The following is a 26,978-nucleotide window of genomic DNA, read 5'->3' on the forward strand; positions in this document are numbered from 1 at the left end:
AATGTAGGATTTTTGATTGCTTGTCTCATGTATGTTTTCATGTTATGTTCACATCGAGAAGTATAAGGTATGGAGTAACTCCAGAGTAAAGAAAGAGTGAAGTAAAATGAAGAAAACTTTCGGAAAAACATTTTCCACAGGAGAATTTGCGAAGTTACTGGAAATCAATAAAGACACTTTGCTTTATTACGATAAAATTGGTTTATTTAAACCTGCTGGTACATTGGATAATGGTTATCGCTACTACACCTTCGAGCAATTTGATCAATTTTTAGCGATACAATCCCTTCGTACAGTCAATCTTTCAATTAAACAACTGAAAACGTATTTTGATGAGCCTAACATCCAAGCATTACAACAATTAGCAATAGAGCAGCAAGAAAATGTAGCAAGGGAAATTCAAAAATTACAAGATATTCAATTTTTCCTTGAACGAACAGTTGCCCTAACAAAAGAGATGAAAGACGTTTTATTAGGAAAAGTTATGATAAAAGAGTTACTCGCTGAACCTGTTGTGTATGAGAAAATCGATTTGTCGTTATCATTGGAGGATCTTTTTGAACAATCTACTTCTTTTTTAAAAAAGCTGGGCATTAGAAGTACAGCTGCATATGGCATGGTGTATGCAAAAGAAGATTTTCTAAATAAAGAGTTTGGTGGGGGGGGCTACCTATTTTGTCGACTAAATCATCCGTTAGCAAAAATGAAACCTGCTGGGCATTATGCCATCATTTATCATCAAGGATCTTATGAAGAAATCTCACAATCCTATGATACGCTGCTCGATTATCTAAAACAGGAGCAATGGATATTAGATGGTGATATTTATGAGGAATATTTACTACACTCGATTGCCTCAAAAGAGGAAGAGGATTATTTGACAAAAATTAGTGTGAAGGTGAAAAAATGTGATGAGAGAAAAACACCTCTTTAATGATTATCTTACATTGTGATAAACAAAATTCACCTCTAATATGAAAACAGCCTATAATTTAACTAATGCATTAGAAGATTTTTAAGCAAATGTTCAACGAATCTGACAAAACTCTCAAGAATCTAACAAAGTTTAAAAAGCACAAAACATTTATAAAATCAATGTTTTGTGCTTTTGGCTATATTCTATATTCATAGTATAAAGTCGAAGCTCACGCTTGTTCTCCTTGCAACAATAGTTTCCAATAATTTTCGATTCGTTTAAATGTTTCTTCAGAATGTTGTGAAACAAATTCTCTCGATAATTGATAATCTGCATCCATTGGTGAAATTCCTTTGATTACAAATGAAAGAAGTTGTTCTTTGATTTCTAATAATGTTGAGGCCAAGCTCTCTTCATCTTTTATTTGCTTATATAATTCTTCATAATTTTTGATTACCGATTGAATTTCTTCGTGGGTATAAATGGTTTTTCCTAATTTATTTGTCATAGACAAAAGTTGTGATTGCTCGGAAGTCCTTGGTGCATTAATCCACTTTATTTTTGCTCGTGCAGCATAAAATCGTTCCTCTTCAGACTGATATTCCATCACTTTTTTCGTATTGTGTTGAACATATTCTTGAATGAGTTGATCAAATCCAGCTTTTACATCGCCACTTAAAAACTTGTTACTAAAATATTCAAGGGCAGCAGTCGATGAAGCTAATTCAAGCTGTGCTTCATAAGATTGAAGTTGTTGCTTTTTTATCCCGAATAAATTGATACCTGTATATTTAGCAATACTATCAATTCCATCTGTGATATGTTGTAAGATTGATTCAATGTCTTTTACATTTTCATCGCTTAATGAATCAAAATATTTCGCTTCATGCAAATATTGACTAAAGATAAGCCATTGATCTTGAGGACGATAAGAAAAAAGATCGGAAGGATCTGCATTTTTTACGTTAATATCTTTTGAAAAAAATTCTTCCGTTGTCATTCTCATAAGCCCTTGAACTTGTTTGAATTCATCGGAAAAAGTGATTTGATAGGCAGTGCCGTTTTTGATGACTTCAACTTGTTTACCAGCCATTACATTTGTAGTTTCAAATAATCGCTTTTCACGATTTCGTGCTGCAATGGCTCCGATATATCCAAGATCTATTTTCATGGGTTATCACCTCTCTTATTGCAAATAAGAAATGGATGGTAATGGCTCAATTCCACTTGCATAATAAAAATTCAGTACACTAAAGAAGTCAATTGATTTTCCAGTTGTTAAATCTACAATTAAGATATGATTACCATAATTAAAATCATCAATATCCAATCTACGTGGTGTAGTTTTTCCTAAAGTGTCAACAAATGAACTGTAATAGTATGGGTTTGTACCAGATTGATATTGTGACTCATGATATGTGAATAATGTCCCTACATTTAAATAGACCATCATTGCAAAATTAGAACTTGCATAATTAGAAGAATAAGTAATTGGATTTGAAATAGCGGATATTTTTATATCTGATAGAGAATGTGTTCTTTGAGAGTATCCTCCATTATATGAAAAATAATATTTTCTTTCCCAATTAAGCTGTTCGTTAGTGCCATTAACATTCAAAATATATTTACCATTTGAATAAAGAGAACCATCACTATATTTTGCAACAAATCTAGTAAGATCTTGTGTGACAAAAATAGCTTCACTGAAATTAGCAGGATTGGAAGCATTCATTTGAATAGTGTATGAATCTCCCAAAGTTCCTTCTGAAATCACTCCTAAAGCATAATCACCCGCAGGTAAATTTACTAGCATTAGTTCTTGTGGTAAAGTGGAAATTTGTGTTGGATAGGCGAGTCCATTTTCGTAATCTATTACATAAAGTCGTAATGTATAATTTTCGTTTTCAGATAATATTCTAGAGATTAGAATTTTATTAGATGTTGGACTAAAGAAATATAAATCTAACGGGTTATTTTCTGTTAAAGTACCTTGTGTATTTAAGATTAATCCTTCTACATCATAGTAGGATTGAAGTTTGATTTTATTATTGTTTTTAATTTTTATAGCTTCATTTTCATCAATTTGTATCTCTGGTTTTATATTTTCTTTATTAATATCTACTATTAATGATTCTTTTGTAAACTGCATATTATTTTGGGATTCAATGATGGAATTCATATTTTGGTCAAGTAAAAATTCTTTCGCATAGCTTCTCTCAAATCCAATCGCCATTAAAACAAAAATTACAGTAAAAGCCAAAAACAATATTTTGCCTTGTTTTCTAAAGAATGAATTCATTTGTACATTCCTCCTCCAAAATAATAGTTCATTATAATTATCGGATTTTAAAATCAACTCTTTACTAATTTGTGTAAAATTAAGTATATTATGGTTAATCACCAAAATTTTAGGATAATAAAATCAATGCCCTTTTCCAATCGCAATCGAAGGAACAAATGAGCATCGTTTCAGTAACGTTTTGAGACGATAGGTAGTGTTTTTTGTACACTCATGCAAAGGCTGTTGCAATATTGGCAAATTCAATGTTTTGTATTAAATTCAGATCCTTATGTGGATTGATTCCGTGTTTTTCAAGAACAAATTCTCCAACCATTTGCGGCATACCACCTTTACGTTGGCCAAGGAAAGTAGAACCTTTCAACATATCCCATGAAAATTCATCAATTTTCTCTCTAGACACTAAAAACGTACCATCTGTTTGAGTTAATTGAGCAAAGTTTTTTATCGGATCGTTAGCACCTTGAGCTGTCACATATATAGAAGTTTCAGCCCCTACAAGGGCAATATCTATCCCATCAGAAAGAAGTGCAGTCATTGTTTTATCCCCACCAGGGATAGTAGACAACTCTATTTCCAATCCTTCTTCTTCAAAATATCCATTGGAAATCGCAACGTATTGTGGTGCATAGAAAATCGAACGCGTTACTTCCCCTACTTTCACTTTTGTCATCTCTTTTTCTCCACAAGCAGCAAGGATAACCATTACCGCTGCCAGCAAGACAACAAGACTAATTTTCCACCATTTCATCCCTCTTACCTCCTTATTTCGTAGTTCTTTCAATTATCAAGAGTAGGTTATGCGAAGGAGAAAAGATGTGTGATTACCTAAAGATGGGAGAAAAATTCAATTTTGAGCGGATACTTTCTCCTCTTGAGTGGATAGCACACCGGCATGTGTAGATACGCTCCTTGCTTGTGCGAATACCACTCTCGCTCGTGCACATACTCTCCCTGCTCGTGAAAATGTCCTCTCCTCTCGTACAAATAGCATACTCTGGTAGATACTCTCTCCCCCACACATACAAATTCCTTATTTCTGTGACATCTCTAACTACTTATAATGTTTAACATTTACTCTATTTACCAAAAAAGAGCGAATTGGGAAAACACAATGTTTTCTCAATTCGCTCTTCATCTAAGCTCATTTTTTCTGTGACGTGACAGGGATTCTACTATTACTTAAAAGACACCGCTACTTGCAAATTAATTCATAGGTGTTGTAATTGAATAGCGATAGGATCCCTAATCAATAATAAACTACCTAATATTCTAATGCATCTGGAATCACATTTTTCCACATACAAATTACGCTTCTTGTTCTTCCTTCTTCTCTCGCCATAAACGAATTTTATAAAGAATTAATACAAGTGCTGCAACAATTAATCCTTCAATCATTGGCAAGAAAATCGCGAAGAATGTTAGTAGAATACAACCTAAAAATAGGAAAATATAAATAATTATATTTTTACCTAAACTAAGTTTTTTCGCAAAGCCGAGTTTATACACGATTGCAGATAAGATGAAAACTAAGAAAAAGATAATATATCCTGCAGTTGTATTGCTTGGAGCACTTTCGTAAACATAACGAGTAATCGGTGACATGCGATTAAACACTCGTTCTGTATCACTAAGTACTGGTGCAGACGCTAATATCAAACTGAAAAGCTTCAATTCGAACAACACCTTTCATACTTTAAAAGAAAGAATTATACTTGTTCAGCGTATTTTTTCTTTTTCGCTACTTTTTCTCTTTCGTTTTTATCTAATATTTGTTTACGTAAACGAATCGATTCTGGTGTTACTTCTAAGTATTCATCATCGTTTAAAAATTCCAATGCTTCTTCCAACGTTAAAATGCGTGGTTTTTTAATCACTGCTGTTTGATCTTTTGTTGCGGAGCGGATATTTGTTTTTTGCTTTTGTTTTGTAATATTCACAGCAAGGTCATTATCTCGGTTATTTTCTCCAACAATCATGCCTTCGTAGATTTCTGTTCCGGGCTCTACAAATAGAGTACCACGATCTTCAATTTGCATCATCCCATAAGTCGTTGCTTTTCCTGTCTCCATTGAAACCAGCGCTCCATTATGGCGTCCGCCAACACGACCAGGAACAACCGGTTGATAGCTATCAAATGAATGGTTAATAATACCGTACCCTTTTGTAATGGACATAAATTCCGTTGTATATCCAATTAGTCCTCGAGAAGGCACCATGAAAATTAGACGTGTTTGTCCATTTCCGTTATTTGTCATATCCATCATTTCGCCTTTACGATGTCCTAATGATTCAATGACTGTACCCACGTATTCTTCAGGAACATCCACTTGTACTCTCTCTACTGGTTCACATTTGACACCATCGATTTCTTTAATGATTACTTGCGGTTTCGATACTTGTAATTCATATCCTTCACGGCGCATGTTTTCAATTAAAATTGATAAATGCAACTCCCCACGGCCAGAAACGATCCATGCATCTGGAGAATCCGTATCTTCTACACGTAAAGAAACGTCTGTTTCTAATTGTTGTTTTAACCGTTCTTCTAGTTTTCGAGCCGTCACAAATTTCCCTTCTCGACCTGCAAATGGAGAATTATTTACAAGGAAAGTCATTTGCAATGTTGGTTCATCAATGTGAAGCGGTGGCAATGCGTCTTGATGATCAATCGGACATACCGTTTCTCCGACGTTAATCTCTTCCATTCCTGACACTGCAACAATATCTCCAGCGCTCGCAGATTCAATTTCTTCTCGTTTCAATCCTGAATAACCTAATAATTTCGTAACGCGATATTGCTTTACACTGCCGTCTAATTTCATTAGTGCAACTGATTGGCCAACATGAATTTTTCCTCGGAATATACGGCCTACCCCAATTCGGCCTACGTAATCATTATAATCGAGCATCGTTACTTGGAACTGTAAAGGCTCTTCTGAATTATCAACTGGTGCTGGGATGTGATCTAAAATTGTATCAAATAAACATTGCATATTTTCTTCTTGATTTGCCGGGTCCGGATCAAGACTTGCTGTACCATTGACTGCAGAAGCATATACGACAGGGAAATCTAATTGATCTTCATCGGCACCTAATTCAATTAATAAATCTAATACTTCATCTACGACTTCAAGAGGGCGGGCAGAATCTTTATCAATTTTATTCACCACAACGATTGGCGTTAACTTTTGTTCTAATGCTTTTTTCAAAACGAAGCGAGTTTGAGGCATACATCCTTCAAACGCATCAACAACAAGTAAAACTCCGTCAACCATTCTTAAAATTCGCTCTACTTCGCCGCCGAAATCCGCGTGTCCTGGAGTATCTAAAATATTGATTTTTGTACCTTTATAGTGAACGGCTGTATTTTTTGCTAAAATAGTAATGCCGCGTTCACGCTCTATATCATTCGAGTCCATTACTCGTTCTTCTACATGTTCATTTATTCGAAAAGTCCCAGATTGTTTTAATAATTGATCCACTAATGTTGTTTTTCCGTGGTCAACGTGTGCGATGATTGCAATATTGCGAATATCTTCACGTAATTTCGTCATATTTCCACTCCAATTTCTTTGTTCATAAGATTAACTGTGTTATTATATCACAAGACCGTAAAAAATTGTCCTTTTCTGAAATATTACATTTTTTTAACATTCGGAACATTAAAGGGGGCGCTATGCATGAATAAAGCGAAAATCGTGATGTTTATATTTTCCTTAGCCGCACTTTTGTCAATGATCTCCATCGGTTATGCAATTGCTACGGAAAGCGTTGTAACAATCATTGCAAGTATCATTGCATTATGTGCTGTCATGGGACTTGGATTTCGCATGAAAAAAAAGTTTCGAGAAAAGGGGCTTTTATAAAATAAATGGCCTGACTAAAAAGTTTTGCACTTTTTGGTCAGGCTTAACTATTTTTTATAGTTCTTTCTCTGCTATGGTCACATCAATTGCGTCTCCTCGTCGAATTTATCAGCGACGAAAGCGATAGCGGCAGTCGTAATTAACGCTCATTCTTTTTGTTACCTCAATATCCTATTTTAATTCGATAAATTCATCTAACAACTTTTGATGAATGGATGGATTTGCAATTAAAAATGTATCATTGGACAATAAATTGAATGGTTCACCTTTTAAATTTGTTGCAACGGCTCCTACCTCTTGTGCAATCACCATTCCTCCTCCAATATCCCATGGCGCTAATCGCATTGATAGATAAGCATCAAGTTTCCCAGTAACAACTAAAGCGATTTCCATGGCAGCAGAGCCATAAGATCGAGTTCCTCTAACCGTTCGAATGAGATTGGCGATTTTTTCATGATTGATTTTTCCATTTTGAATCACCCAACTTGAATTGATGCCAATAATCGCTTCTTCAATTGTCAAAGGTTCTAATTTGCGAATTGGATGATGGTCAATATACGCTCCTTCTCCTCGTATTGCATATATCAGCTCATTCCGCATGACGTCATATAAATATCCTAGCTTCCCTACTCCATCAACAAAAAAACCAACTGTAATCATGAAATTGCGATGTTGTTTAATAAAGTTCATTGTGCCATCAATCGGGTCAATAATCCAAATGGGGCCATCAAGTGTGACGATTTTGTCGCCCAACCCTTCTTCTCCCATAATTTTATGGGATGGATCTAATTCTTTTATTTTCTTTACAAAAAATTGCTCGATTTGACAATCAATATTTGTCACTAAGTCATTCGCATCTGTCTTCGTTTCTATAATCAATTCCTTCGAAAAGGATTCTCGTATTTGTTCGCCAGCATCATAAATCAATTTTATCGCAAATTCATTTATTTTTTGTAAATCCATTCCACTTACCCCACCTTCTTTATCAGCAATCGAATTCTTCTATTCTAGTATATTATTTACAAAATTCAGAAATTTACTTCGGATAAAATAAACGAAATATTCTAATACTTTAACATTTTAACATGAATTCTTCAAATGGACCCCTGTTTATTTTAGTTGTATATTTCATGTAAAGTCTTTATTTTTTTCATTTTCAAATTGTTATTATATACTTTTTGAGAAGGAAAGAGGGATAGCAGGGAGTAATTTTTTCAAAAATATTAAGGAGTTATATTTTCAAAATAAAAAATCACTTGCTCTACAAATGAAAGCAAGTGACTTTAATGGAAGGGAAAATGTTTACGCATATGCGTGCAGACCATTTAGCTCATCCTGAATTTCTTTTAAACGTTTTTTACATCTTTCCATTTCTTTCGTATCGTTTTCCTGCATCGCGGAATATAAGGAAGCCAACTCATAATCTAATTCTAACCGTAAAACATGTTCATATTGCTTTTCAATATCGACTTTGCGGATGATCTTAACCATTTGTTTCATGAACATCACTTTCCTTTCCCAATTATTTTTTGTCAAAAGGATAAATGCTATTGTTACAAGATTTTTCCCAAAAAACGTGAAAAATAAACATTTGATTCAAAAAGGAGGAAAACAAATCATGGTCGATATAAAATGGACAAATTCCGATTTCAATGTCTTTACCATTGACGGCTTAGATCATCGGATGGATGCACTAAAAACCATCGTACGTCCAAAATTCGAAGCATTAGGTAACCATTTTGCCGGTTATTTCAGCGCTAAAACTGGAGATGAATTTTTTGCCCATATAGCAAAACATGCAAGAAGAACAGTCAATCCGCCTAACGATTCATGGGTAGCATTTGCACCTTACAAACGAGGTTACAAATCACTTCCTCATTTTCAAATTGGGCTTACGCACACCCATTTATTCATTATTGTTGCAATTATTTATGAAGCCCCACAAAAATCTGCCATGGCAGATCGTCTATTAAATTCAATCGATGTTTTTTACGAATTGCCAGATGATTTTATTATTTCAGGGGATCATACATCTTTAGATGCTATTCCGCTAAAAGAAGCATTGAACGGTCAATTGAATGAACTTCTTATTCGTTTAAGAGACGTCAAAAAAGGAGAATTTTTAGTTGGGCGTCATATTCCTCGGGAACAATGCATAAATCTATCTTCGGAAGAGTTTTTAAAAGTCGCTGAAAATACTTTTGAAGCCCTTTTCCCAATTTACGATATCATCATTGGGAAAAATTAGGATTTACAATCGGATATATTTACAGATATAATTTCCTGTTTTGAGGAAAAGTCGATTTTCTGCTATATGTTGTATAATTAATATGCTCAGGACGACTTTAATCATTACATTTTTCTTCCGCTTTTTTTCATCAAATTCATTTATAAACTCCATTAATGATTCATATATTGATGTTTGGGAAAGGAAAAAAGGAGCGTAAATGACCGCTCCTTTTTGTTGTCTTTATCTTCGTTTTTTTTGTGATTCAAGTACAATTGTTTCCCCATTTTCCAGTTTTCTTGCCTGTTTCACTACCGGGTAACTAGCATATCCACTGACCTCTTCAAATTCACGAAACAGTGTTTTTTCTTCTGCTTTCGATGGAACGATTTCTTTAAAACGCCGATACTTTTCTAACATCACTTCTCTTTTAATGCCTTTTTCATATGCTTGTTCAATTCCTTCAAAAAATTTTACTACCGTGATAATTTCTTCCGTTGTCCAATCCGGCGAAATAGGATACGCATATTCCATTGACAGTACCTCTCTTTTTTCTCTTTATCTTCCCCACTTTAATCGAATTTCTTCCGCTTCCCGGATCATTCGATCAATCAGTTCTTTTACGGTTGGTACATCTTTTATTAAACCAGTTACTTGTCCTGCCCAACCGAATCCGTTCTTTGCATCTCCATCGTAAATGAAGCGTTTATTGGCCTTTCCGCTTATGTATTCTTTTAACGCTTCATAAGTAGGGGTTTCCTTTTCAATTTCCAAAATTTTTTCAGTAAATTCACTTTTTAATGCGCGAGCTGGAGTTCCTAATGAGCGTTTGATAACCGTAGTATCTGTTTCTGTACTGTTGATTAGCGCGTCGATATAGGCAGGTGATGCATGCACACACTCTTTTGTCGCAATGAATCGTGTCCCCATTTCGATTCCTTCTGCCCCAAGGGACAATGCTGCCATCAAACCACGGCCATCCCCAATTCCCCCAGAAGCAATTACTGGGATTGAGACGCTATCTACTACTTGCGGAACGAGCACCATTGTCCCCACATCATCTCGACCTAAATGCCCTCCACCTTCTTGTCCTACAACCATCACTGCGTCCGCACCAAGTTCTTCAGCTTTTTGTGCTTGACGGCGTGCCGCTACTAATACTAACTTTTTCACATCAACACCTTCAAGTAATTTGAACATCGGTGCTGGATTTCCTCCAGTCATCGATATAACGGGCACTTTTTCTTCAATGGCTACTTCCACCATTGGCTCATATCCTTTCCCGTAATTGCCAAAAGCAAAATTGACGCCGAAAGGTTTATCCGTTTTCTCTTTCGTTTTTCGAATTTCTTCTCTTAATTGTTCTGGTGTTTCTAAACTGAGAGCAGTAATTTGTCCAAGTCCACCAGCATTAGATACGGCTGCAGCTAAATCTGAGTATGCTAAATAAGCTAAGCCACCTTGTATGATTGGATATTGTATTCCTAATAATTTCGTTACTCTTGTATCCCAATTCAACATTTACATCCCCTTTTCATCATAATTATTTATATAGTTCTTCAATAAAACTTGAATTTCCTTTAATTTTTTATAGCATGTGTAGCCTATAGATGCTATAATTTCTTTGTTTTGAATATTAATTAAAAGCGAGGTGGTACCTGCGTTGTCACAGTTAGAAACTCCTTTGTTCGACGCATTGCTAAAACATCGAAACAGACATCCAATCCAATTCCATATTCCCGGACATAAAAAGGGACAAGGAATGGATCCTGCGTTTCGAGAATTCGTCGGAGACAACGTTTTATCAATTGATTTAATCAATATTGCTCCACTAGATGATTTACATTCACCAAAGGCTGCTATTAAAGAAGCTCAAGAACTTGCTGCACAAGCTTTTGGTGCTGATTATACATTTTTCTCTGTTCAAGGAACTAGTGGTGCTATCATGGCGATGATTATGTCTGTCGTCGGTCCAGGAGATAAAATTTTGGTACCACGAAATGTTCATAAATCAACAATGTCAGCGATTATTCTTTCAGGTGCTATTCCGATATTTATTTATCCTGAAGTGGATGAAGAATTCGGTATCACCCATGGAATCTCAGCAGAATCCGTTGAAAAAGCAATCGAAACATATCCTGATGCAAAGGCTGTACTTGTCATTAATCCAACATATTTTGGTTTTGCTGCTGATTTAAAACGCATTGTGGATATCGCACATACTTCAAATATACCAGTAATCGTTGATGAGGCCCATGGCATTCATTTAAAATTCCATGATGAACTACCAATCTCAGCAATGGAAGCTGGTGCAGACATGGCCGCAACAAGCGTACATAAGCTGGGAGGGTCTTTAACGCAAAGTTCTGTATTAAACGTACGAGAAGGTCTTGTGAGCGTAAGTCGAGTTCAATCAGTGTTATCAATGTTGCAAACGACTTCCACTTCATATCCGCTATTAGCATCCCTCGACTGTGCTAGAAGACAATTAGCAGTTCATGGATATGATTTAATTGACCAAGCCATTCGCCTGGCAAAAGAAGCAAGAAAACGAATTAACAAAATTCCTCACTTAAAAGTTGCTGGAAGAGAAAAATTGCATTCTTCTGCTACATTCGATATGGATCAGACAAAATTGTTAATCAGCGTAAAAGATTTAGGAATTACAGGTCATCAAGCGGAGGAATGGCTTCGTCAAAATGCGAATATTGAAGTAGAGCTATCTGACCTATACAACATCCTTTGTCTTGTAACATTAGGCGATACAAAAAAAGAAATTAATTTGCTAATTAACGCGCTCCAACGTATGTCTCAAACCTTTGATTCTGAAGCTTGCGTGAAAGAAACAGAAGTCAATGTACCGGACATTCCTGCTCTTGCCATGACACCAAGAGATGCCTTTTATTCCAGTACGGAAGTAATTCCTTTTAAAGATTCCGCTGGTTATATTTGTGCTGAATTTATTATGGTATATCCTCCAGGCATTCCAATCTTTATTCCTGGGGAAGTCATTACAGAAGAAAATATAAAGTATATTCAAATGAATATTGAAGCAGGATTGCCGGTCCAAGGTCCAGAAGATGCGAGCCTACAAACCATTCGGGTTATTAAAGAACGCAAACCGATATATTAGTATGCATTAAAAGATGAAAGCATTCTAGAATCTACTAGAATGCTTTTTTACATAAAAATATATGCAAATATTGGACATAAAATCGCACCAATTACCGCACTAAGCCCCAAAGATAATGAGCCAATCGACAAATCCAGTTCACTATAATCCACAAGCTTAGACGTTCCAACTCCGTGACTAGCGCTCCCCATCGCAATTCCACGACTAATGGATGATTCAATTTTCCCAATGGAAAACACAACAGAACCAAGTAATGCTCCTGTAAATCCTGCAATCATTACCAATACGGCAGTAAGAGGTGGGATCCCGCCAATTGTTTCACTCACTTGCATTGCTACAGGTGTCGTAATGGATTTTGGTAAAGCTGTTAATATTAATTCTTTATCTAATTTAAAAATAACAAGCAAAGTATAAATACTAATTAAACCACTCACCATGGCTATCAAGATACCAGATAGAATCGTATATTTATATTTCAACACCATTTCCCACTGATTGTATAAAGGATAAGCTAATGCCACAACTGCTGGACCCAGCAAATGTTGTAAATAACGTCCGCCTTCCATATACACTTCGTAAGGAATATTCAATAAAAGCAGTCCTGCAATAATAATAATCGACGAAGTTAAAATTGGCATGAAAAACTGATAAGGGAATCGTTTATGTAATTTCACCATTAATAAAAATATGATAACGGTGCTAATGATGGATATACTTGCTTGCATGATCCATTTCTCCCTTCTCCTTCTTCTCTTTCATTGCTAGCTCTTTTTTCTCAATCCATTGACAAATCAAACTTGTTGTGATTAGTACAAATAGTGTACTAACAATAACGGATGCCATTAATAATGAGCCAGACAAGGAGAAAAGCTCAGGATAATTAATTATGCCAATCATCGGTGGAATAAAGAACAACATCATAAAACCAATTAAAAAGGATGCACCATCTTTTATATAATCTACTTTTATCCATTTTAACTGCAAGCATATAAATAAAAGCACTAACCCTATAACACTAGCTGGCAATGGTAGTTTTGTTAAATTACCAATTAATACACCAGCATAATAAAAAATATACAGAATCAAAATTTGAGCGATTATCCGAACAACTCTCATAGAATCATTAGAAAAAGGAAATCCTTTTTCTAAACTCACCTCCGTATCCGTTATTTTATACCTGTGACAAAATAATGTCTATTCTTTTAAATTTATAAAAATCAAAACTATCTAAATATTGAAGATAAATTCCTAATTTATGAGGATGAATTCTCGAATAAACGGATAAATGCATTTTTACAATGAAGGAGCTGGCATCTTTTTTTTGATGTAATTGCTCCACTAAATAAGAATCTCCTTCTTGTGCAGATAACACTCTAGCTTGTGCAGATTAATACTGCTCTTGTGCATATTCCTTATTTAATTGTGTGGATGTTTCACCTGCTCGTGCGAATAAATCAACCTTTTACATAAATAGCTCTCCTCTTGTGTAGATAACTTATCTGCTTGTGTGGATACATCAGCAGCTTGTGCGGATAGCTCCCCTACTTGTGTGAATGGCTTCCATTCTTGTGTAGATAACCACACATCTCGTGCGGATAACCTTCAAGCTTGTGTGGTTAGCATATAATCTTGTGCGAGTTTCCCCACAATACGTTTCCTCCTCATTATATGGATAAACAGAAAAGCTGTACGAAAGACATTGTATATTGGCTTTCGTACAGCTTTTTCATTTAATCTAGCCGAATCGCTCTTCGATTTTTTCCAAAAAGTCTTGATAATGATTCGTATACAATTGGAACGATAAATAAAGTGAGAACTGTTGAACTAAATAAACCACCGATTACGGTAATGGCTAATCCTTTTGAAATTAAACCGCTTCCTTCTTCCTCAAATATAAGCGGAATTAATGCCCCCATTGTTGCAATAGCCGTCATCAATATCGGTCTTAATCGAGTGCTACCCGCCTCTAATATTGCTTCTCGCATCTTCATTCCGTCATATTCCATATGAACGATGCGGTCCACTAAAACAATCGCATTCGTTACAACAATTCCGATTAACATAAGAAGTCCCATCATCACTGAAACGGATATCGTTTCATCAAAAATCCATAGCAATCCTAAGGCTCCTATCACGGTAAAAGGTAAAGAAAATAAAATGGCAAATGGAGCGAGCCCTTCGCTGAACGTTACTACTAATATAAAATAAACAATCGCCACTGCCGCAAGACATGCAAGACCAAGTTTCACAAAAGCTTCTTCCATATCTTTTGTTACTCCTGCAGCTTCAATCTCAACGCCTTTTGGTAATTTTAATTTCTCAAGCCTTTCTTCCACTTCCGTAGAAGCTTTCGTAATGTCCTTACTTGTAATCGTACCAGAAACTGTTGCATAAAATTTCCCTTTACTTCGCGAAACTGTATTGGCAACCGTTCCTTTTTTCACTTCAACTATATCTCCAATTGTCACAACACTTCCTGTTGGAGTAGAGAGTGGAGTTTGCAACAACGCTTCAAAGTTTTGTGGTATGATTTTATCTTTGCGAATAATAACATTGACGTCTTCTCCATCTTTTTCAATCGTTGTTAATACTTGTTCCGGCATATGAGGATTTAATAAATAAGCGATTTGTGCAGCTGATAAGTGATATTGCAAGAGGGTTTGTTGATTTACTTTCAATGTATATTCATCAAATCGTTCCGCCAGACTTGTCGAAACATCTTTTACATACTTTGAATCCTGCATTATATCTTCTATTTGCATAACAGCTTCTTCTAAATCAACTTGATCGTTGCCGTAAACTGTATAACTTAATTCGTTATTCGAGACGGACATATTGAAATTTTGATTTTTCCATTTACCAGAATGATCTAAATTGGCTAAGTAATTTTCGATCTCTTTTGTCACTTCATCAAAGTTTTCTGTTTCTTCATTAAAAATTAAGAACATTAAAGCTCCATTATTGCTGCCCATACCCATCATCATATTATCGCTTGAACCGATGGAAAGTTGAACAACCTCCACATCTTCTCTTGCCATCATTTCCTGTTCTACTTCAGACACATTTTGTAATATCGTATCTTCCGTTTCACCCGGCTCTGGTGTATAGGTGATATAAAGCATTTTTTGTTCTTCTGTTGGCAAAAAACTAAAGCCGAGAATAGGAATTAAACATAAGCTTCCAACAAGTAATAAAAAAGCAACAAATGAAGTAATCAGTTTATGATTTAATGTCCAATTTAAAAATTTCCTATAATATTTTGCCAACATGCTTTTGGTGGATCGATGCCCTGTAACTCTATTTTCCTTATATAATTTTTTCTTAAAAAGTGAATGTGAAAATGCTGGTACCACGGTAATTGCTACAAGCAAAGATGCGAGCAATGCAAAGGTTATTGTCAGTGCAAATGGGAGAAATAATTCCCCAATCATCCCTCCAACAAATACTAGTGGTAAAAATACTGCAATGGTAACCAATGTAGAAGATAATATTGGTTTAAACATTTCAATCGTTGCAGAGCTTATTAATGCTCGTCCATATAAAGGTTCGTTTCTTAAATGGAGCCTTCTGTAAATATTTTCAACGACCACAATCGAGTCATCAATAACCCTCCCAATTGCTATCGTCATCGCACCTAATGTCATCATATTTAACGTAATATCTAGAGAATACAAAATCATAAAAGCAATCAATAAAGATAATGGTATGGAAATTACAGAAATCAATGTTGATTTGATATCTCTTAAGAAGAATAAAATGACAACAATTGCTACCACTGCGCCAATAAAGGCTTTATTTAACATGGTTCTGACAGACTGTTCAATTGGTGCACCTTGGTCTAAAGTAACATCAATGATTAACCCTTGAACGGATGACGTTAATTCATTCGCTAACGCTTTCGCTTCCTTAACGACTTCCAGCGTATTGGCATCTTGCGCTTTAACAATTTGTAAAGTGATTGCCTCTCTACCATTCGTTCTTGATACAGACTCCACTTTCCCAACAAAATGAATAGTTGCAATTTCACCTAACGTAACAAAAGGATAAGGGTAAATCTGGGAAGGGGTAATTGGTATAACTATATTCTTTAATCCTTCAATTGTCGTCACTTTACCATCAATTACGATTGATTGCTCTTCATCCTGAAACGGAAATAATCCAAGAGGCACTCGGACGTTGCTCGATTGAATCATTTGTTTTACATTTTCCTCTGTTATCCCAAGAGAAGCCATTTTCTCTTCATTAAAATGTAACTCAATTTCATTTACATGTTGACCTGAAATCGAAACAGACGCCACACCATCAATTCCTTCAAATTTTGGTGCGACAATTTCTTCTACCGTCGTTGTAAGTTCTGCAATATCTTCTGTTTCACTTGAAATACTAAAAGCCAATATTGGAAATGCATTAATTGTTACTCGTGTAATATTTGGCTCCTCTGCATGATCTGGAAGTTTTATTTGTTCAATGGCTGACTTGATTTCCCGTTCGGCATTAACAAGGTCAATACCATACTCAAATTCAATTTGCACATTTGATAAATTGGCATAGGAATTAGAGTATACATTTAGAACTCCTTCTAAGTTTGCAACAACTTTCTCCAAAGGTTCTGAAATTTCTTCCATCACCTGTTTTGGAGTTGCTCCAGGATACACTGTCGTAACCGTAATAACTGGAATTGATATATCAGGAATAGTCTCCATATTCATTTTAGATGTAGAGTATATTCCTGTACCTAAGAAAATGAATGTTAGTAACCAGACAGCTAGTTTATTCCTTAGCACAAATCGAAGAATCCCATTCAATGGTCATTCACCTATCTTTGATGGTTAATTATTTATTTTTATTTTGTGCAATCTCATTTTTTCAATGCTGAAAATTCATCATTTTACGAGCTAGAGAATCAATTCATCATTTCCTATCAATTCGACCAGATATTTGCCAGCATAGAACGAGAAGCTTCAAAATAAAAAAAGCCCTTGTAATGAGTTACAAGGGCTCTAAACTAGTGATTATTTTGAAATAATGTGGATTGGGTTGCCAAGTAATACTTCCGCAGTTTCCATTGTGATTTCGCCTAAAGTTGGATGCGGGTGAATTGTAAGAGCGATGTCTTCAGCTGTCATACCGCCTTCGATTGCTAGGCAGATTTCAGAAATCATGTCAGAAGCACCAGCACCTACAATTTGTCCACCGATGATAAGGCCATCTTCTTTACGTGCAACAAGTTTCACAAAACCTTCTGTTTGATTTAATGCTAATGCACGACCGTTTGCTGCGAATGGGAATTTCGCAACAGTTACTTCGATACCTTCAGCTTTCGCTTGCTCTTCGCTATATCCAACAGATGCCATTTCTGGGTCTGTGAAGCAAACAGCTGGAATTGCTAAGTAGTCAACTACAGATTTATGTCCTGCAATTGCTTCAGCAGCAACTTTTCCTTCATAAGAAGCTTTGTGAGCAAGTTGTGGACCAGGAACAATATCACCAATTGCATAGATATTTGGAATATTTGTACGGCATTGTTTATCAACTTTAATTAATCCTCTTTCGCCGAACTCAATACCGATTTGTTCAAGACCAAGTTCATCTGTATTTGGTCTGCGTCCAACTGTTACAAGTACGTAATCTGCTTCAACTTTCTTCTCTTCGCCGTTTACTTCATAAGTTACAATTACGCCATCATTAGTTTCTTCTACACCTTTAGCAAGGGCGTTCACTTCAATTGTAACACCTTTTTTCTTCAGACCTTTTTTCACGATTTGAGTCATTTGTTTCTCAAATCCTGCTAAGATGTCGCTTGCACCTTCAAGGATTGTTACTTCAGTACCAAAGTTTGCATATGCTGTTCCTAATTCTGTACCGATGTATCCTCCACCGATTACAACTAATTTTTTAGGTAATTCTTTTAAGTTTAACGCACCAGTAGAGTTAATTACACGATCAGAATATTTGAATGTTGGGATTTCCACAGGACGAGAACCTGTTGCAATAATTGCATTTTTAAATTTATAAGTTTGAGCTTGGTCGCCATTTACAACGCGAACAGTATTTGCATCAACGAAATAAGCTTCACCTTTTACAACATCAATTTTATTTCCTTTTAATAGACCAGCTACTCCACCTGTAAGTTTTTTTACTACGCTGTCTTTGAAAGCTTGCACTTTTTCAAAATCAAGTTTTACATCAGAAGTAATAACACCCATATCATCTGAATGTTTTGCTTGTTCGTAGCGGTGAGCAACTGAAATTAACGCTTTTGATGGAATACATCCAACGTTTAAGCATACTCCGCCCACTTCATTTTTTTCAACAACTGTTACTTTTTGTCCAGTTTGTGCTGCACGAATTGCTGCAACATATCCACCAGGACCTGCTCCAACTACAAGAGTGTCGATTTCGATTGGAAAATCTCCTACTACCATTTGTTACGCCTCCATTAATAAAAGTTCAGGATCACTTAGTAAACGCTTCAAATAATTTAAAGCATTTTGAGCTAAAGCTCCATCGATCATACGATGATCAAAGCTCAATGATAATGCTAACATAGGTGCTGCTATAATTTCACCTTCTTTTATTATAGGCTTTTCTGAAATTCTTCCAAGTCCTAAAATTGCTATTTCTGGATGATTAATCACTGGTGTGAACCATTGGCCTCCAGCAGAGCCTATATTTGTGATGGACATTGAGCCGCCTTTCATCTCGTTTGGAGCAAGTTTTCCTTCACGCGCTTTTGTTGCTAAATCATTGATTTCGGACGCAATTGTAAAAATTGATTTTCTGTCCGCATGTTTGATAACTGGAACAAGCAACCCACGTTCAGTATCGGCAGCAATTCCAACATTATAATAATGTTTTTGAATAATTTCTTGTGTTGCATCGTCAAATGAACGATTAAATTCTGGGAATTCTCTCAACATTGCCACTAACGCTTTTACCACATAAGGTAAATATGTTAACTTGACGCCTTTTTCAGCCGCAACATCTTTGAATTTTTTGCGATGAGCGACTAAATTCGAAACATCTACTTCGTCCATTAAAGTTACATGAGGAGCCGTTTGTTTGGAATGAACCATTGCTTTTGCAATCGCTTTGCGAATTCCAGAAATTTTTTCTCTCGTCTCTGGGAATTCACCTTCCAACACAGGAATTTGTGGAATTTCTGCCACCGCTTCTTGTTTTTCTTCCACAACTTCTGGCGCTTCTTGAACAGTTTGCCCGCCTTCCATATAACGAATGATATCCTCTTTTAAGATACGACCGTTTTTCCCTGTACCTTCTACTAACTGAATATCAACACCGTTCTCTCTAGCAAACTTGCGAACGGAAGGCATCGCGATTACTCGTTTAGCAACTTCAATTTCAGAAGATAGTGGTACTTCCTTTGTTTCCTGTTGTTTCGTATCTTCTACTTTTCCATCTTCTGCTGTCGCTTGAACTTGCGCTTCCGTTTTAGATGAATCTTCCTCAACGTGAGCATCACCTTTAAATTGCATGTTTTCATAACCTGGTGCATCTAAGCGAATGAGCACATCTCCAACGACAGCTACACTGCCTTCATCGACTAAAATTTCTACTACTTTACCTGCAACAGGAGAAGGAATTTCCACTACTGCTTTATCGTTTTGAATCTCACATAAAATATCGTCCTCATTTACCTCATCACCTGGTTTCACAAACCATTTTACGATTTCACCTTCGTGGATTCCTTCGCCGATATCTGGCATACGAAATTCAAACGCCATTACGTCCACCCTTTCATCAATTAGAATGTTAAAACTTTTTTCGCTGTTTCGATAATATCTTTGTAATTAGGTAACCAAACATTTTCAGCTTGCGGGAACGGATAAATTGTATCTGGTGCTGCCACTCGAAGTACCGGAGCTTCTAAACTTAATACCGCTCTTTCCATGATTTCCGAAACGACATTTGCCGCGATTCCAGCTTGCTTTTGTGCTTCTTGAACAACAATTGCACGATTTGTTTTTTCTACAGAAGCAATGATTGTGTCAATATCAAGTGGTTGCACTGTGCGAAGGTCCACTACTTCTACAGAGTATCCTTCTTTCTCTAATTCTTCTGCAGCTTTTAAGCTTTCATGCACCATTAATCCGTAAGCGAAAATGGATAAATCTTTTCCTTCTCGTTTTACATCTGCTTTACCAATTGGAATTGTATAAGCTTCTTCAGGCACTTCTTGACGGAATGAACGATATAGTTTTAGATGCTCTAAAAAGATAACCGGATCATTATCGCGAATAGCTGAAATTAACAACCCTTTCGCATCATATGGCGTTGAAGGAATCACAACTTTTAAGCCCGGTTGTTGAGCCATTAATCCTTCTAAACTATCAGAGTGCATTTCAGGCGTGTGTACACCGCCCCCAAATGGCGAGCGAATCGTAATTGGCATATTAAACGTACCGCCAGTGCGGAAACGATAACGAGCAATTTGTCCGCTAATGGAATCCATTACTTCATATACGAAACCGAAGAATTGAATTTCCGGAACTGGACGAAATCCTTGTAAAGCTAAACCGATTGCAAGACCACCGATTCCTGATTCAGCAAGAGGAGTATCGAATACCCGATCCACTCCAAATTCCTTTTGTAAACCTTCAGTTGCTCGGAATACCCCGCCGTTTACACCGACGTCTTCCCCGAACACTAACACATTTTCATCATTTTTCAATTCTGTGCGTAAAGCATCAGTAATCGCTTGAATCATCGTCATTTGTGCCATAGGTTACTTCGACTCCTTTGCTTTATAGATTTCGTATTGTTCTTTTAGATTGAAAGGCAGCTCCTCATGCATGATGGAGATTAAGTCAGTTACTGTTTGTTTTGGAGCTTGGTCCGCTAATTTAATAGCTTCTTTAATTTCTTCTTTCGCTCTTTCAATCACTTCTGTTTCTTTCTCTTCAGACCAGAGTCCTTTGCCTTCTAAATATTTACGGAAACGTACAATTGGGTCTTTTTTCGCCCATTCATTATCAATATCTTCTGTACGATAACGCGTTGGATCGTCCCCTGACATTGTATGCGGTCCGTAACGGTAACAAATTGTTTCAATTAATGTCGGACCTTCACCAGCTACAGCACGCTCACGTGCATCTTTTGTTGCTACATAAACAGCTAATGGATCCATTCCATCTACTTGAACACATGGAATACCTGCTGCAATTCCTTTTTGTGCAAGTGTTTTTGCAGCTGTTTGTATGTCACGAGGAGTAGAAATCGCATATTGGTTATTTTGAATAAAGAAGATTGCTGGCGCTTTGTATGCCCCTGCAAAGTTGATACCTTCATAGAAGTCACCTTGAGATGAACCACCGTCACCTGTATATGTTACTGCTACATTCTTTCCGCCGCGCTTCTTAATTCCTAAAGCAACCCCAGCTGCTTGAATGTATTGGGCACCAATAATAATTTGAGGAGGTAAAATATTTACACCTTCAGGAATTTGGTTTCCAATGAAATGTCCACGGCTAAATAAGAATGCTTTCCATAACGGTAAGCCATGCCAAACGATTTGAGGAACATCTCTGTAACCTGGTAAAATCCAGTCATCTTTTTCCAATGCAAAGTGGGAAGCTAATTGGGAAGCTTCTTGTCCTGCAGTTGGCGCATAGAATCCAAGTCGTCCTTGTCGATTTAGAGAAATAGAACGCTGGTCTAAAACTCTTGTGTAAACCATGCGAGTCATCAGTTCTACCAATTCTTCATCAGACAATTTTGGTTCATACTCTGGGTTCACAACTTCTCCGTTTTCATTTAAAATTTGAAACATTTCAAATTTGCTTTCAACATCTTGTAATACACCTTTTGGATCAAAAACTTTCCCACTCATAAAACACCTCTCCTTTATCTGTATCATTTTTTATAACCCGAAAATTGATACAACCTTCAATTTACTACAGTATATATTACCATAATACAATCGGTCAATCGTTGTTTTTTCTTTTCAATTCAAAATTATGCTAGTTATTTGAATTTATCACAAAAACATTCTGTTATACCACAAAATAAACTTGTATTATAACAGTTTAATTTTTTGACAAAATTAATATGATATGCTCATAAAATAATCCGTTGTACGAAATTCATTATCGCCTATAAATGACATATAATATTCATTGAAACATCTATTAGAAAAAGAAATTGACATATGGTATTTTTAAATAGAAAAACCTTCATTTTGATAGAGAAATTGAAAGGAAGTAAAATATGATTTTAATGAAAGATATTGTCCGTGAAGGTCACCCTGCTTTAAGAACGAAAGCAGAAGAGATGAAATTCCCGTTATCAGATGAAGAGCGTAAATTAGCAGAGGATATGTTGCAGTTTTTAAAAAATAGCCAAGACCCGGAAATAGCAGAAAAATATGAATTGCGTTCTGGAATAGGGCTTGCAGCAAACCAAGTAAATTGTTTAAAAAGAATGTTTGCCCTTCATATTGAAGAAGAAAATGGAGAAACACTCAGCTTTGTCGCAATCAACCCAAAAATCGTCAGCCACTCTGTAGAAAAAACGTACTTACCTAATGGTGAGGGCTGCTTATCCGTTGACCGCAATGTTCCTGGGTATGTTCCTCGATATGCACGGATTACGGTAAAATTCTTCACTGTTGATGGCGAAGAGAAAAAAATGCGTTTAAAAGGTCTTCCAGCGATATGTTTTCAACACGAATTGGACCATTTAAACGGGATTATGTTTTATGATCATATTAATAAAGAAGATCCATTTGCTCCTATTCCAGATGCTTTTCCTTTTGAAGGTTAATAAGCATAAAAAAGAAAACCCTAAAAGCACCAATTTTGTCTTCAGTGCTTTTGGGGTTTCTACTTGTATGAGACAAATGCCGAGACTTCGAAAAGTCATCATGCATATAAATAGATTAGATGATTTCTAATTTTTTCATCACTTTCGCAAGCCCATCATTGTCAACATGTTCACCTACAACATCAGCTACTTCTTTTACTTGTTCTTTGGCATTACCCATTGCTACCCCTACACCAACTGCTTGAAGCATTTCAATGTCGTTTAATCCATCACCAAAAGCAATGGCATTTTCAATGGGAATATTCATTTTTTCCAATACTTTTTTAATCCCTCTCGCTTTTGAACCGTCTTTTGGAAGGATATCGCAAGAGTACGGATGCCAGCGAACAAATTTAACATTTGAAAATGTTTCGTGATAAATCGCTTCCTCTTCTTCTTCCATAAAAATAAGTGTTTGATAGACAGCATTTTCTTTATAAAAATGAGGATTAATTTCGGGATACGGGTAGCGTAACGATAATAAACTTTGTTCGATTTTTTTGTTTCCTTCTGTTGTCGCAATCATTTTTTCGTCATCAATAAATACAACAGGATGGTTGCGCATTGATCCGAATTCAATGATTTCCGTTAAATCGTCTTGTGGAACACTATCTGTAAAAATTACTTCATTTTTATAAACAACATATTGTCCATTAAAAGTTATAAAAGTATCAATCTCTAACTCTTTTAAAATCGATTGAATCATAAAAGGAGCTCGACCTGTAGCAATGGCAATTTCATAACCATTCCTTTTTGCTTGATAAATTGCATCTTTCGCAGATGGAGGCAGTCTTTTCTTACTATTATAAAGTGTACCATCTACGTCAAAAAACAGAACCTTCTTCATTGTCACTAACCCTTCTAATGCATATTTATATGTAAATGAAAAATACTTTACATATATATAATTCTACCTTATACTTTAAATTAAGGAGTGGTGCACCATGTTAAAAAGACTCAAAAAGAAACTTTTGAAGCGTCTTAATGGCATCCTCGGTAAAAAATCAATCGCTTAAGCCCTTCAAAAACGGAGGGCTTTTCTTTATTTTAAAAGATTCACATGATAATATAAAGGAAATGCATTCTATTTCAACATGTTACAAATTTGAAATTTTGGTATATAATGAATATTTCTTAATAACTTTTGTCACTTTAACTAATAGGCCACTTCATGCATTTGGTTGTGAAGATATAAACCATTTGCGTTAATATAATAAATACCAATTGATTATATTCGTAAAAAGTGGAAAAATAATAGATGCAAAAAATGTTCGGTTAAAGAGGGAGAGAAAAGATGATTTACAAAGTGTATTATCAAGAAAATCCAGATGAAGTACCAGTTCGCGAAAATACGAAAAGCCTCTATCTAGAAGCTAATTCAGAACGAGAAGTCCGCGAATATTTAAAAGATCGCCACATTTTGATTGAATATATTCAACTACTTGAGGGCAATTATTTAGAATATGAAAAAAATAGCCCGAATTTCCGTTTGGAGAATGCGTAGTCTATATGAAATTTGTAAAAAATGATCAAACTGCCGTTTTTGCTCTTGGCGGACTGGGTGAAATCGGCAAAAATACTTATGGAGTTCAATTTCAAGATGAAATCATTATCATCGATGCAGGGATTAAATTCCCTGAAGATGATTTGCTAGGAATCGATTATGTAATTCCTGACTACACTTATTTAGTACGAAACGCCGATAAAATTAAAGGTCTTTTTATTACTCATGGCCATGAAGACCACATCGGTGGAATACCATATTTATTGCGCCAAGTAAATGTACCTGTGTACGGTGGAAAACTTGCCCTTGGACTTTTGCGCAATAAATTAGAAGAACATGGTTTACTACGTCAAACGAAACTGATTGAGATTAAAGAAGACGATGTCATTAAATTCCGAAAAACATCTGTTAGTTTTTTTAGAACAACACATAGTATTCCAGACGCATTTGGAATCGTTGTAAAAACACCGCCTGGAAATATCGTTCATACTGGTGACTTTAAATTTGATTTTACACCAGTGGGTGAACCAGCCAACTTAACGAAAATGGCAGAAATTGGACGCGATGGCGTGCTTTGTTTATTATCGGACAGCACAAACGCAGAAGTACCTAACTTTACAATGTCAGAACGAAAAGTTGGTGAAAGCATCCACGATATTTTCCGTAAAGTTGAAGGACGTATTATTTTTGCAACGTTCGCTTCCAATATCCATCGACTTCAACAAGTAACAGATGCAGCTGCTCAATATGGAAGAAAAATTGCAGTTTTCGGACGATCGATGGATAATGCTATTTCCATTGGTCGAGAATTAGGATACATTACTGCACCAAAAGAAACGTTCGTTGACGCTCAAACAATCAATCGCCTACCAGCAAATGAAGTAATGATTTTGTGTACAGGCTCTCAAGGCGAACCAATGGCGGCTTTATCGCGAATTGCTAATGGTACTCACCGTCAAATTCAAATTCAGCCAGGAGATACAGTTGTATTCTCCTCTTCGCCTATTCCTGGCAATACGATTAGCGTCAATAAAATTATTAACTTATTATACCGTGCTGGTGCAGAAGTCATTCATGGATCTATTAACAATATTCATACTTCAGGTCACGGTTCCCAAGAAGAACAAAAATTAATGCTTCGCTTAATGAAGCCAAAATTCTTCATGCCAATTCACGGTGAATATCGCATGTTAAAAATGCATACGAAACTTGCTATTGATTGCGATGTACCGGCTGAAAATACATTTGTAATGGAAAATGGAGATGTACTTGCACTCAGCTCAAACGAAGCTTACGTTGCAGGACGCATCCCTTCAGGCGATGTTTACATTGATGGAAGCGGAATTGGTGATATCGGAAATATCGTGTTGCGCGATCGCCGAATTCTTTCCGAAGAAGGATTAGTCATTGTTGTTGTTAGCGTAGATATGAAACAACAAAAAATTGTAGCAGGTCCTGATATTATTTCTAGAGGTTTTGTTTATATGCGTGAATCTGCTACACTAATTAGCGAAGCACAGAAAATGCTTGCAGATCATTTAGCAGAAATGATTCAAGAAAAATCTCAATGGACAGAATTAAAAAATGAGATAACAGATATTTTATCTCCATATTTATTTGAAAAAACTAAACGTAGACCAATGATTTTACCAATCATTATGGAAGTATAAAAATCTGAGGCTGTCTAGAAAAATTAACCTTCTAGACAGCCTTATTTCTTCGATTCATGTTGTCATTCAATTTTATATATTGCTAACTCGCTTCCTTCTTTCTTTATCGATTGACTATTATGTCGGTTATTTTGACTATTATCCTCTGGCGCATGACTATTAACTTCGAAAGTTTGACTATTATCCTCCCTCACACGCGGCTTTTTTTATCGCTTGGCTATTATGTTCGCTTCTTTGACTATTATCCTCTTACGTATGGCTAATATCTTCTGAAATTTGACTATTATCGCCCATCGCTCTCGGCTTTTTTTATCGCTTGGCTATTATGTTCGTTCCTTTGACTATTATCCTCTGGCGTATGGCTAATATCTTCTGAAATTTGACTATTATCCCTCTCTGCTCCCGGCTTTTTGATAGAGTCCATATAATTGTGTAAAAAAGAAAAGAGCCATTTTCCTCCTCTTTTGCTACACTGTTTTCAGACCCAATAAAAACAAATAGAAAGAGGATGAAAAAATGACTCTATTAAAGTTTAACCT

General features: G+C 35.9%; 23 protein-coding genes and 1 pseudogene. 7 read left to right on the forward strand and 17 right to left on the reverse strand.

Going from position 1 to position 26,978, the window contains the following annotated elements:
• Positions 1-106: 106 nt before the first annotated feature.
• The gene (locus tag HF990_RS09180; RefSeq protein ID WP_168412458.1) at positions 107-934 is read left to right on the forward strand and encodes a MerR family transcriptional regulator; all 828 of its coding nucleotides are present in this window, start codon (positions 107-109) and stop codon (positions 932-934) included.
• A gap of 211 nt (positions 935-1,145) precedes the next feature.
• Here the strand turns inward: HF990_RS09180 and HF990_RS09185 are convergent, their stop codons facing one another.
• From HF990_RS09185 to typA, 5 genes and pseudogenes are all read right to left on the reverse strand, one after another.
• The gene (locus HF990_RS09185) at positions 1,146-2,087 is read right to left on the reverse strand and encodes a hypothetical protein (protein WP_168412459.1); all 942 of its coding nucleotides are present in this window, start codon (positions 2,085-2,087) and stop codon (positions 1,146-1,148) included.
• A gap of 15 nt (positions 2,088-2,102) precedes the next feature.
• Positions 2,103-3,215: a hypothetical protein gene (locus HF990_RS09190; protein ID WP_168412460.1), complete on the reverse strand. Its 1,113-nt coding sequence runs from the start codon at positions 3,213-3,215 to the stop codon at positions 2,103-2,105.
• Positions 3,216-3,429: 214 nt separating this feature from the next.
• Positions 3,430-3,921, reverse strand: a pseudogene (locus HF990_RS09195) (ABC transporter substrate-binding protein); the annotation flags it as partial.
• 602 nt (positions 3,922-4,523) lie between these two features.
• On the reverse strand, positions 4,524-4,889 hold the full coding sequence (locus HF990_RS09200; RefSeq protein ID WP_016837559.1) for a YlaH-like family protein: 366 nt from the start codon (positions 4,887-4,889) through the stop codon (positions 4,524-4,526).
• A 35-nt stretch (positions 4,890-4,924) separates the two neighbouring features.
• Entirely contained in the window at positions 4,925-6,772 is a 1,848-nt protein-coding gene (typA, locus tag HF990_RS09205; protein ID WP_168412462.1) for a translational GTPase TypA, read from the reverse strand.
• Between the two features lie 126 nt (positions 6,773-6,898).
• Here typA and HF990_RS09210 point away from each other — a divergent pair, with 126 nt between their 5' ends.
• On the forward strand, positions 6,899-7,084 hold the full coding sequence (locus tag HF990_RS09210) for a DUF5325 family protein (protein WP_016837561.1): 186 nt from the start codon (positions 6,899-6,901) through the stop codon (positions 7,082-7,084).
• A gap of 171 nt (positions 7,085-7,255) precedes the next feature.
• Here the strand turns inward: HF990_RS09210 and HF990_RS09215 are convergent, their stop codons facing one another.
• Together HF990_RS09215 and HF990_RS09220 are read right to left on the reverse strand one after the other, a co-directional pair.
• Positions 7,256-8,047: an inositol monophosphatase family protein gene (locus HF990_RS09215; protein WP_168412463.1), complete on the reverse strand. Its 792-nt coding sequence runs from the start codon at positions 8,045-8,047 to the stop codon at positions 7,256-7,258.
• Positions 8,048-8,386: 339 nt separating this feature from the next.
• Positions 8,387-8,584, reverse strand: coding sequence for a hypothetical protein (locus HF990_RS09220; protein WP_016837563.1), 198 nt, complete (start codon positions 8,582-8,584; stop codon positions 8,387-8,389).
• 118 nt (positions 8,585-8,702) lie between these two features.
• Here HF990_RS09220 and HF990_RS09225 point away from each other — a divergent pair, with 118 nt between their 5' ends.
• Positions 8,703-9,332, forward strand: a complete 630-nt coding sequence (locus HF990_RS09225) for a YktB family protein (RefSeq protein ID WP_016837564.1) — start codon at positions 8,703-8,705, stop codon at positions 9,330-9,332.
• Positions 9,333-9,554: 222 nt separating this feature from the next.
• On the opposite strand, the gene HF990_RS09230 is transcribed toward HF990_RS09225, so the two are convergent.
• Together HF990_RS09230 and HF990_RS09235 are read right to left on the reverse strand one after the other, a co-directional pair.
• Positions 9,555-9,845 carry a UPF0223 family protein gene (locus tag HF990_RS09230; RefSeq protein WP_016837565.1) on the reverse strand — a complete coding sequence of 97 codons (291 nt, stop codon included), beginning with the start codon at positions 9,843-9,845 and terminating at the stop codon, positions 9,555-9,557.
• A gap of 24 nt (positions 9,846-9,869) precedes the next feature.
• Entirely contained in the window at positions 9,870-10,829 is a 960-nt protein-coding gene (locus tag HF990_RS09235; RefSeq protein ID WP_026019005.1) for an NAD(P)H-dependent flavin oxidoreductase, read from the reverse strand.
• Positions 10,830-10,974: 145 nt separating this feature from the next.
• On the opposite strand from HF990_RS09235, the gene HF990_RS09240 reads away from it, so the two are divergent.
• Positions 10,975-12,444, forward strand: a complete 1,470-nt coding sequence (locus HF990_RS09240; RefSeq protein WP_016837567.1) for an aminotransferase class I/II-fold pyridoxal phosphate-dependent enzyme — start codon at positions 10,975-10,977, stop codon at positions 12,442-12,444.
• A gap of 47 nt (positions 12,445-12,491) precedes the next feature.
• Here the strand turns inward: HF990_RS09240 and HF990_RS09245 are convergent, their stop codons facing one another.
• The 7 genes from HF990_RS09245 to pdhA form a co-directional block, all read right to left on the reverse strand.
• Positions 12,492-13,169 carry an LrgB family protein gene (locus tag HF990_RS09245; RefSeq protein ID WP_016837568.1) on the reverse strand — a complete coding sequence of 226 codons (678 nt, stop codon included), beginning with the start codon at positions 13,167-13,169 and terminating at the stop codon, positions 12,492-12,494.
• On the reverse strand, positions 13,144-13,599 hold the full coding sequence (locus HF990_RS09250; protein WP_016837569.1) for a CidA/LrgA family protein: 456 nt from the start codon (positions 13,597-13,599) through the stop codon (positions 13,144-13,146). Before HF990_RS09250 ends, HF990_RS09245 begins: the two co-directional genes overlap by 26 nt.
• A 575-nt stretch (positions 13,600-14,174) precedes the next feature.
• Complete coding sequence (locus tag HF990_RS09255; protein WP_016837571.1) at positions 14,175-17,249, reverse strand: efflux RND transporter permease subunit; 3,075 nt, start codon at positions 17,247-17,249, stop codon at positions 14,175-14,177.
• A 207-nt stretch (positions 17,250-17,456) separates the two neighbouring features.
• Entirely contained in the window at positions 17,457-18,869 is a 1,413-nt protein-coding gene (lpdA, locus tag HF990_RS09260; protein WP_168412464.1) for a dihydrolipoyl dehydrogenase, read from the reverse strand.
• Between the two features lie 3 nt (positions 18,870-18,872).
• The gene (locus HF990_RS09265; RefSeq protein ID WP_168412465.1) at positions 18,873-20,189 is read right to left on the reverse strand and encodes a dihydrolipoamide acetyltransferase family protein; all 1,317 of its coding nucleotides are present in this window, start codon (positions 20,187-20,189) and stop codon (positions 18,873-18,875) included.
• A gap of 20 nt (positions 20,190-20,209) precedes the next feature.
• Entirely contained in the window at positions 20,210-21,187 is a 978-nt protein-coding gene (locus HF990_RS09270) for an alpha-ketoacid dehydrogenase subunit beta (RefSeq protein ID WP_016838296.1), read from the reverse strand.
• A 3-nt stretch (positions 21,188-21,190) separates the two neighbouring features.
• Positions 21,191-22,294 carry a pyruvate dehydrogenase (acetyl-transferring) E1 component subunit alpha gene (pdhA, locus tag HF990_RS09275; RefSeq protein ID WP_016838295.1) on the reverse strand — a complete coding sequence of 368 codons (1,104 nt, stop codon included), beginning with the start codon at positions 22,292-22,294 and terminating at the stop codon, positions 21,191-21,193.
• 377 nt (positions 22,295-22,671) lie between these two features.
• On the opposite strand from pdhA, the gene def reads away from it, so the two are divergent.
• Positions 22,672-23,226 (forward strand): peptide deformylase, encoded by a 555-nt coding sequence (gene def, locus HF990_RS09280; RefSeq protein ID WP_016838293.1) that lies wholly within the window; start codon positions 22,672-22,674, stop codon positions 23,224-23,226.
• A gap of 115 nt (positions 23,227-23,341) precedes the next feature.
• Here def and HF990_RS09285 read toward each other — a convergent pair whose 3' ends face one another.
• On the reverse strand, positions 23,342-24,112 hold the full coding sequence (locus HF990_RS09285; RefSeq protein WP_016838291.1) for a Cof-type HAD-IIB family hydrolase: 771 nt from the start codon (positions 24,110-24,112) through the stop codon (positions 23,342-23,344).
• A gap of 447 nt (positions 24,113-24,559) precedes the next feature.
• On the opposite strand from HF990_RS09285, the gene HF990_RS09290 reads away from it, so the two are divergent.
• The gene (locus HF990_RS09290) at positions 24,560-24,769 is read left to right on the forward strand and encodes a DNA-dependent RNA polymerase subunit epsilon (protein ID WP_016838289.1); all 210 of its coding nucleotides are present in this window, start codon (positions 24,560-24,562) and stop codon (positions 24,767-24,769) included.
• Between the two features lie 5 nt (positions 24,770-24,774).
• Positions 24,775-26,439, forward strand: coding sequence for a ribonuclease J1 (rnjA, locus tag HF990_RS09295; protein WP_016838287.1), 1,665 nt, complete (start codon positions 24,775-24,777; stop codon positions 26,437-26,439).
• Positions 26,440-26,978: the final 539 nt, after the last annotated feature.

It is taken from the genome of Ureibacillus thermosphaericus (assembly GCF_012396605.1).
GTDB classification, from domain to species: Bacteria; Bacillota; Bacilli; order Bacillales_A; family Planococcaceae; genus Ureibacillus; species Ureibacillus thermosphaericus.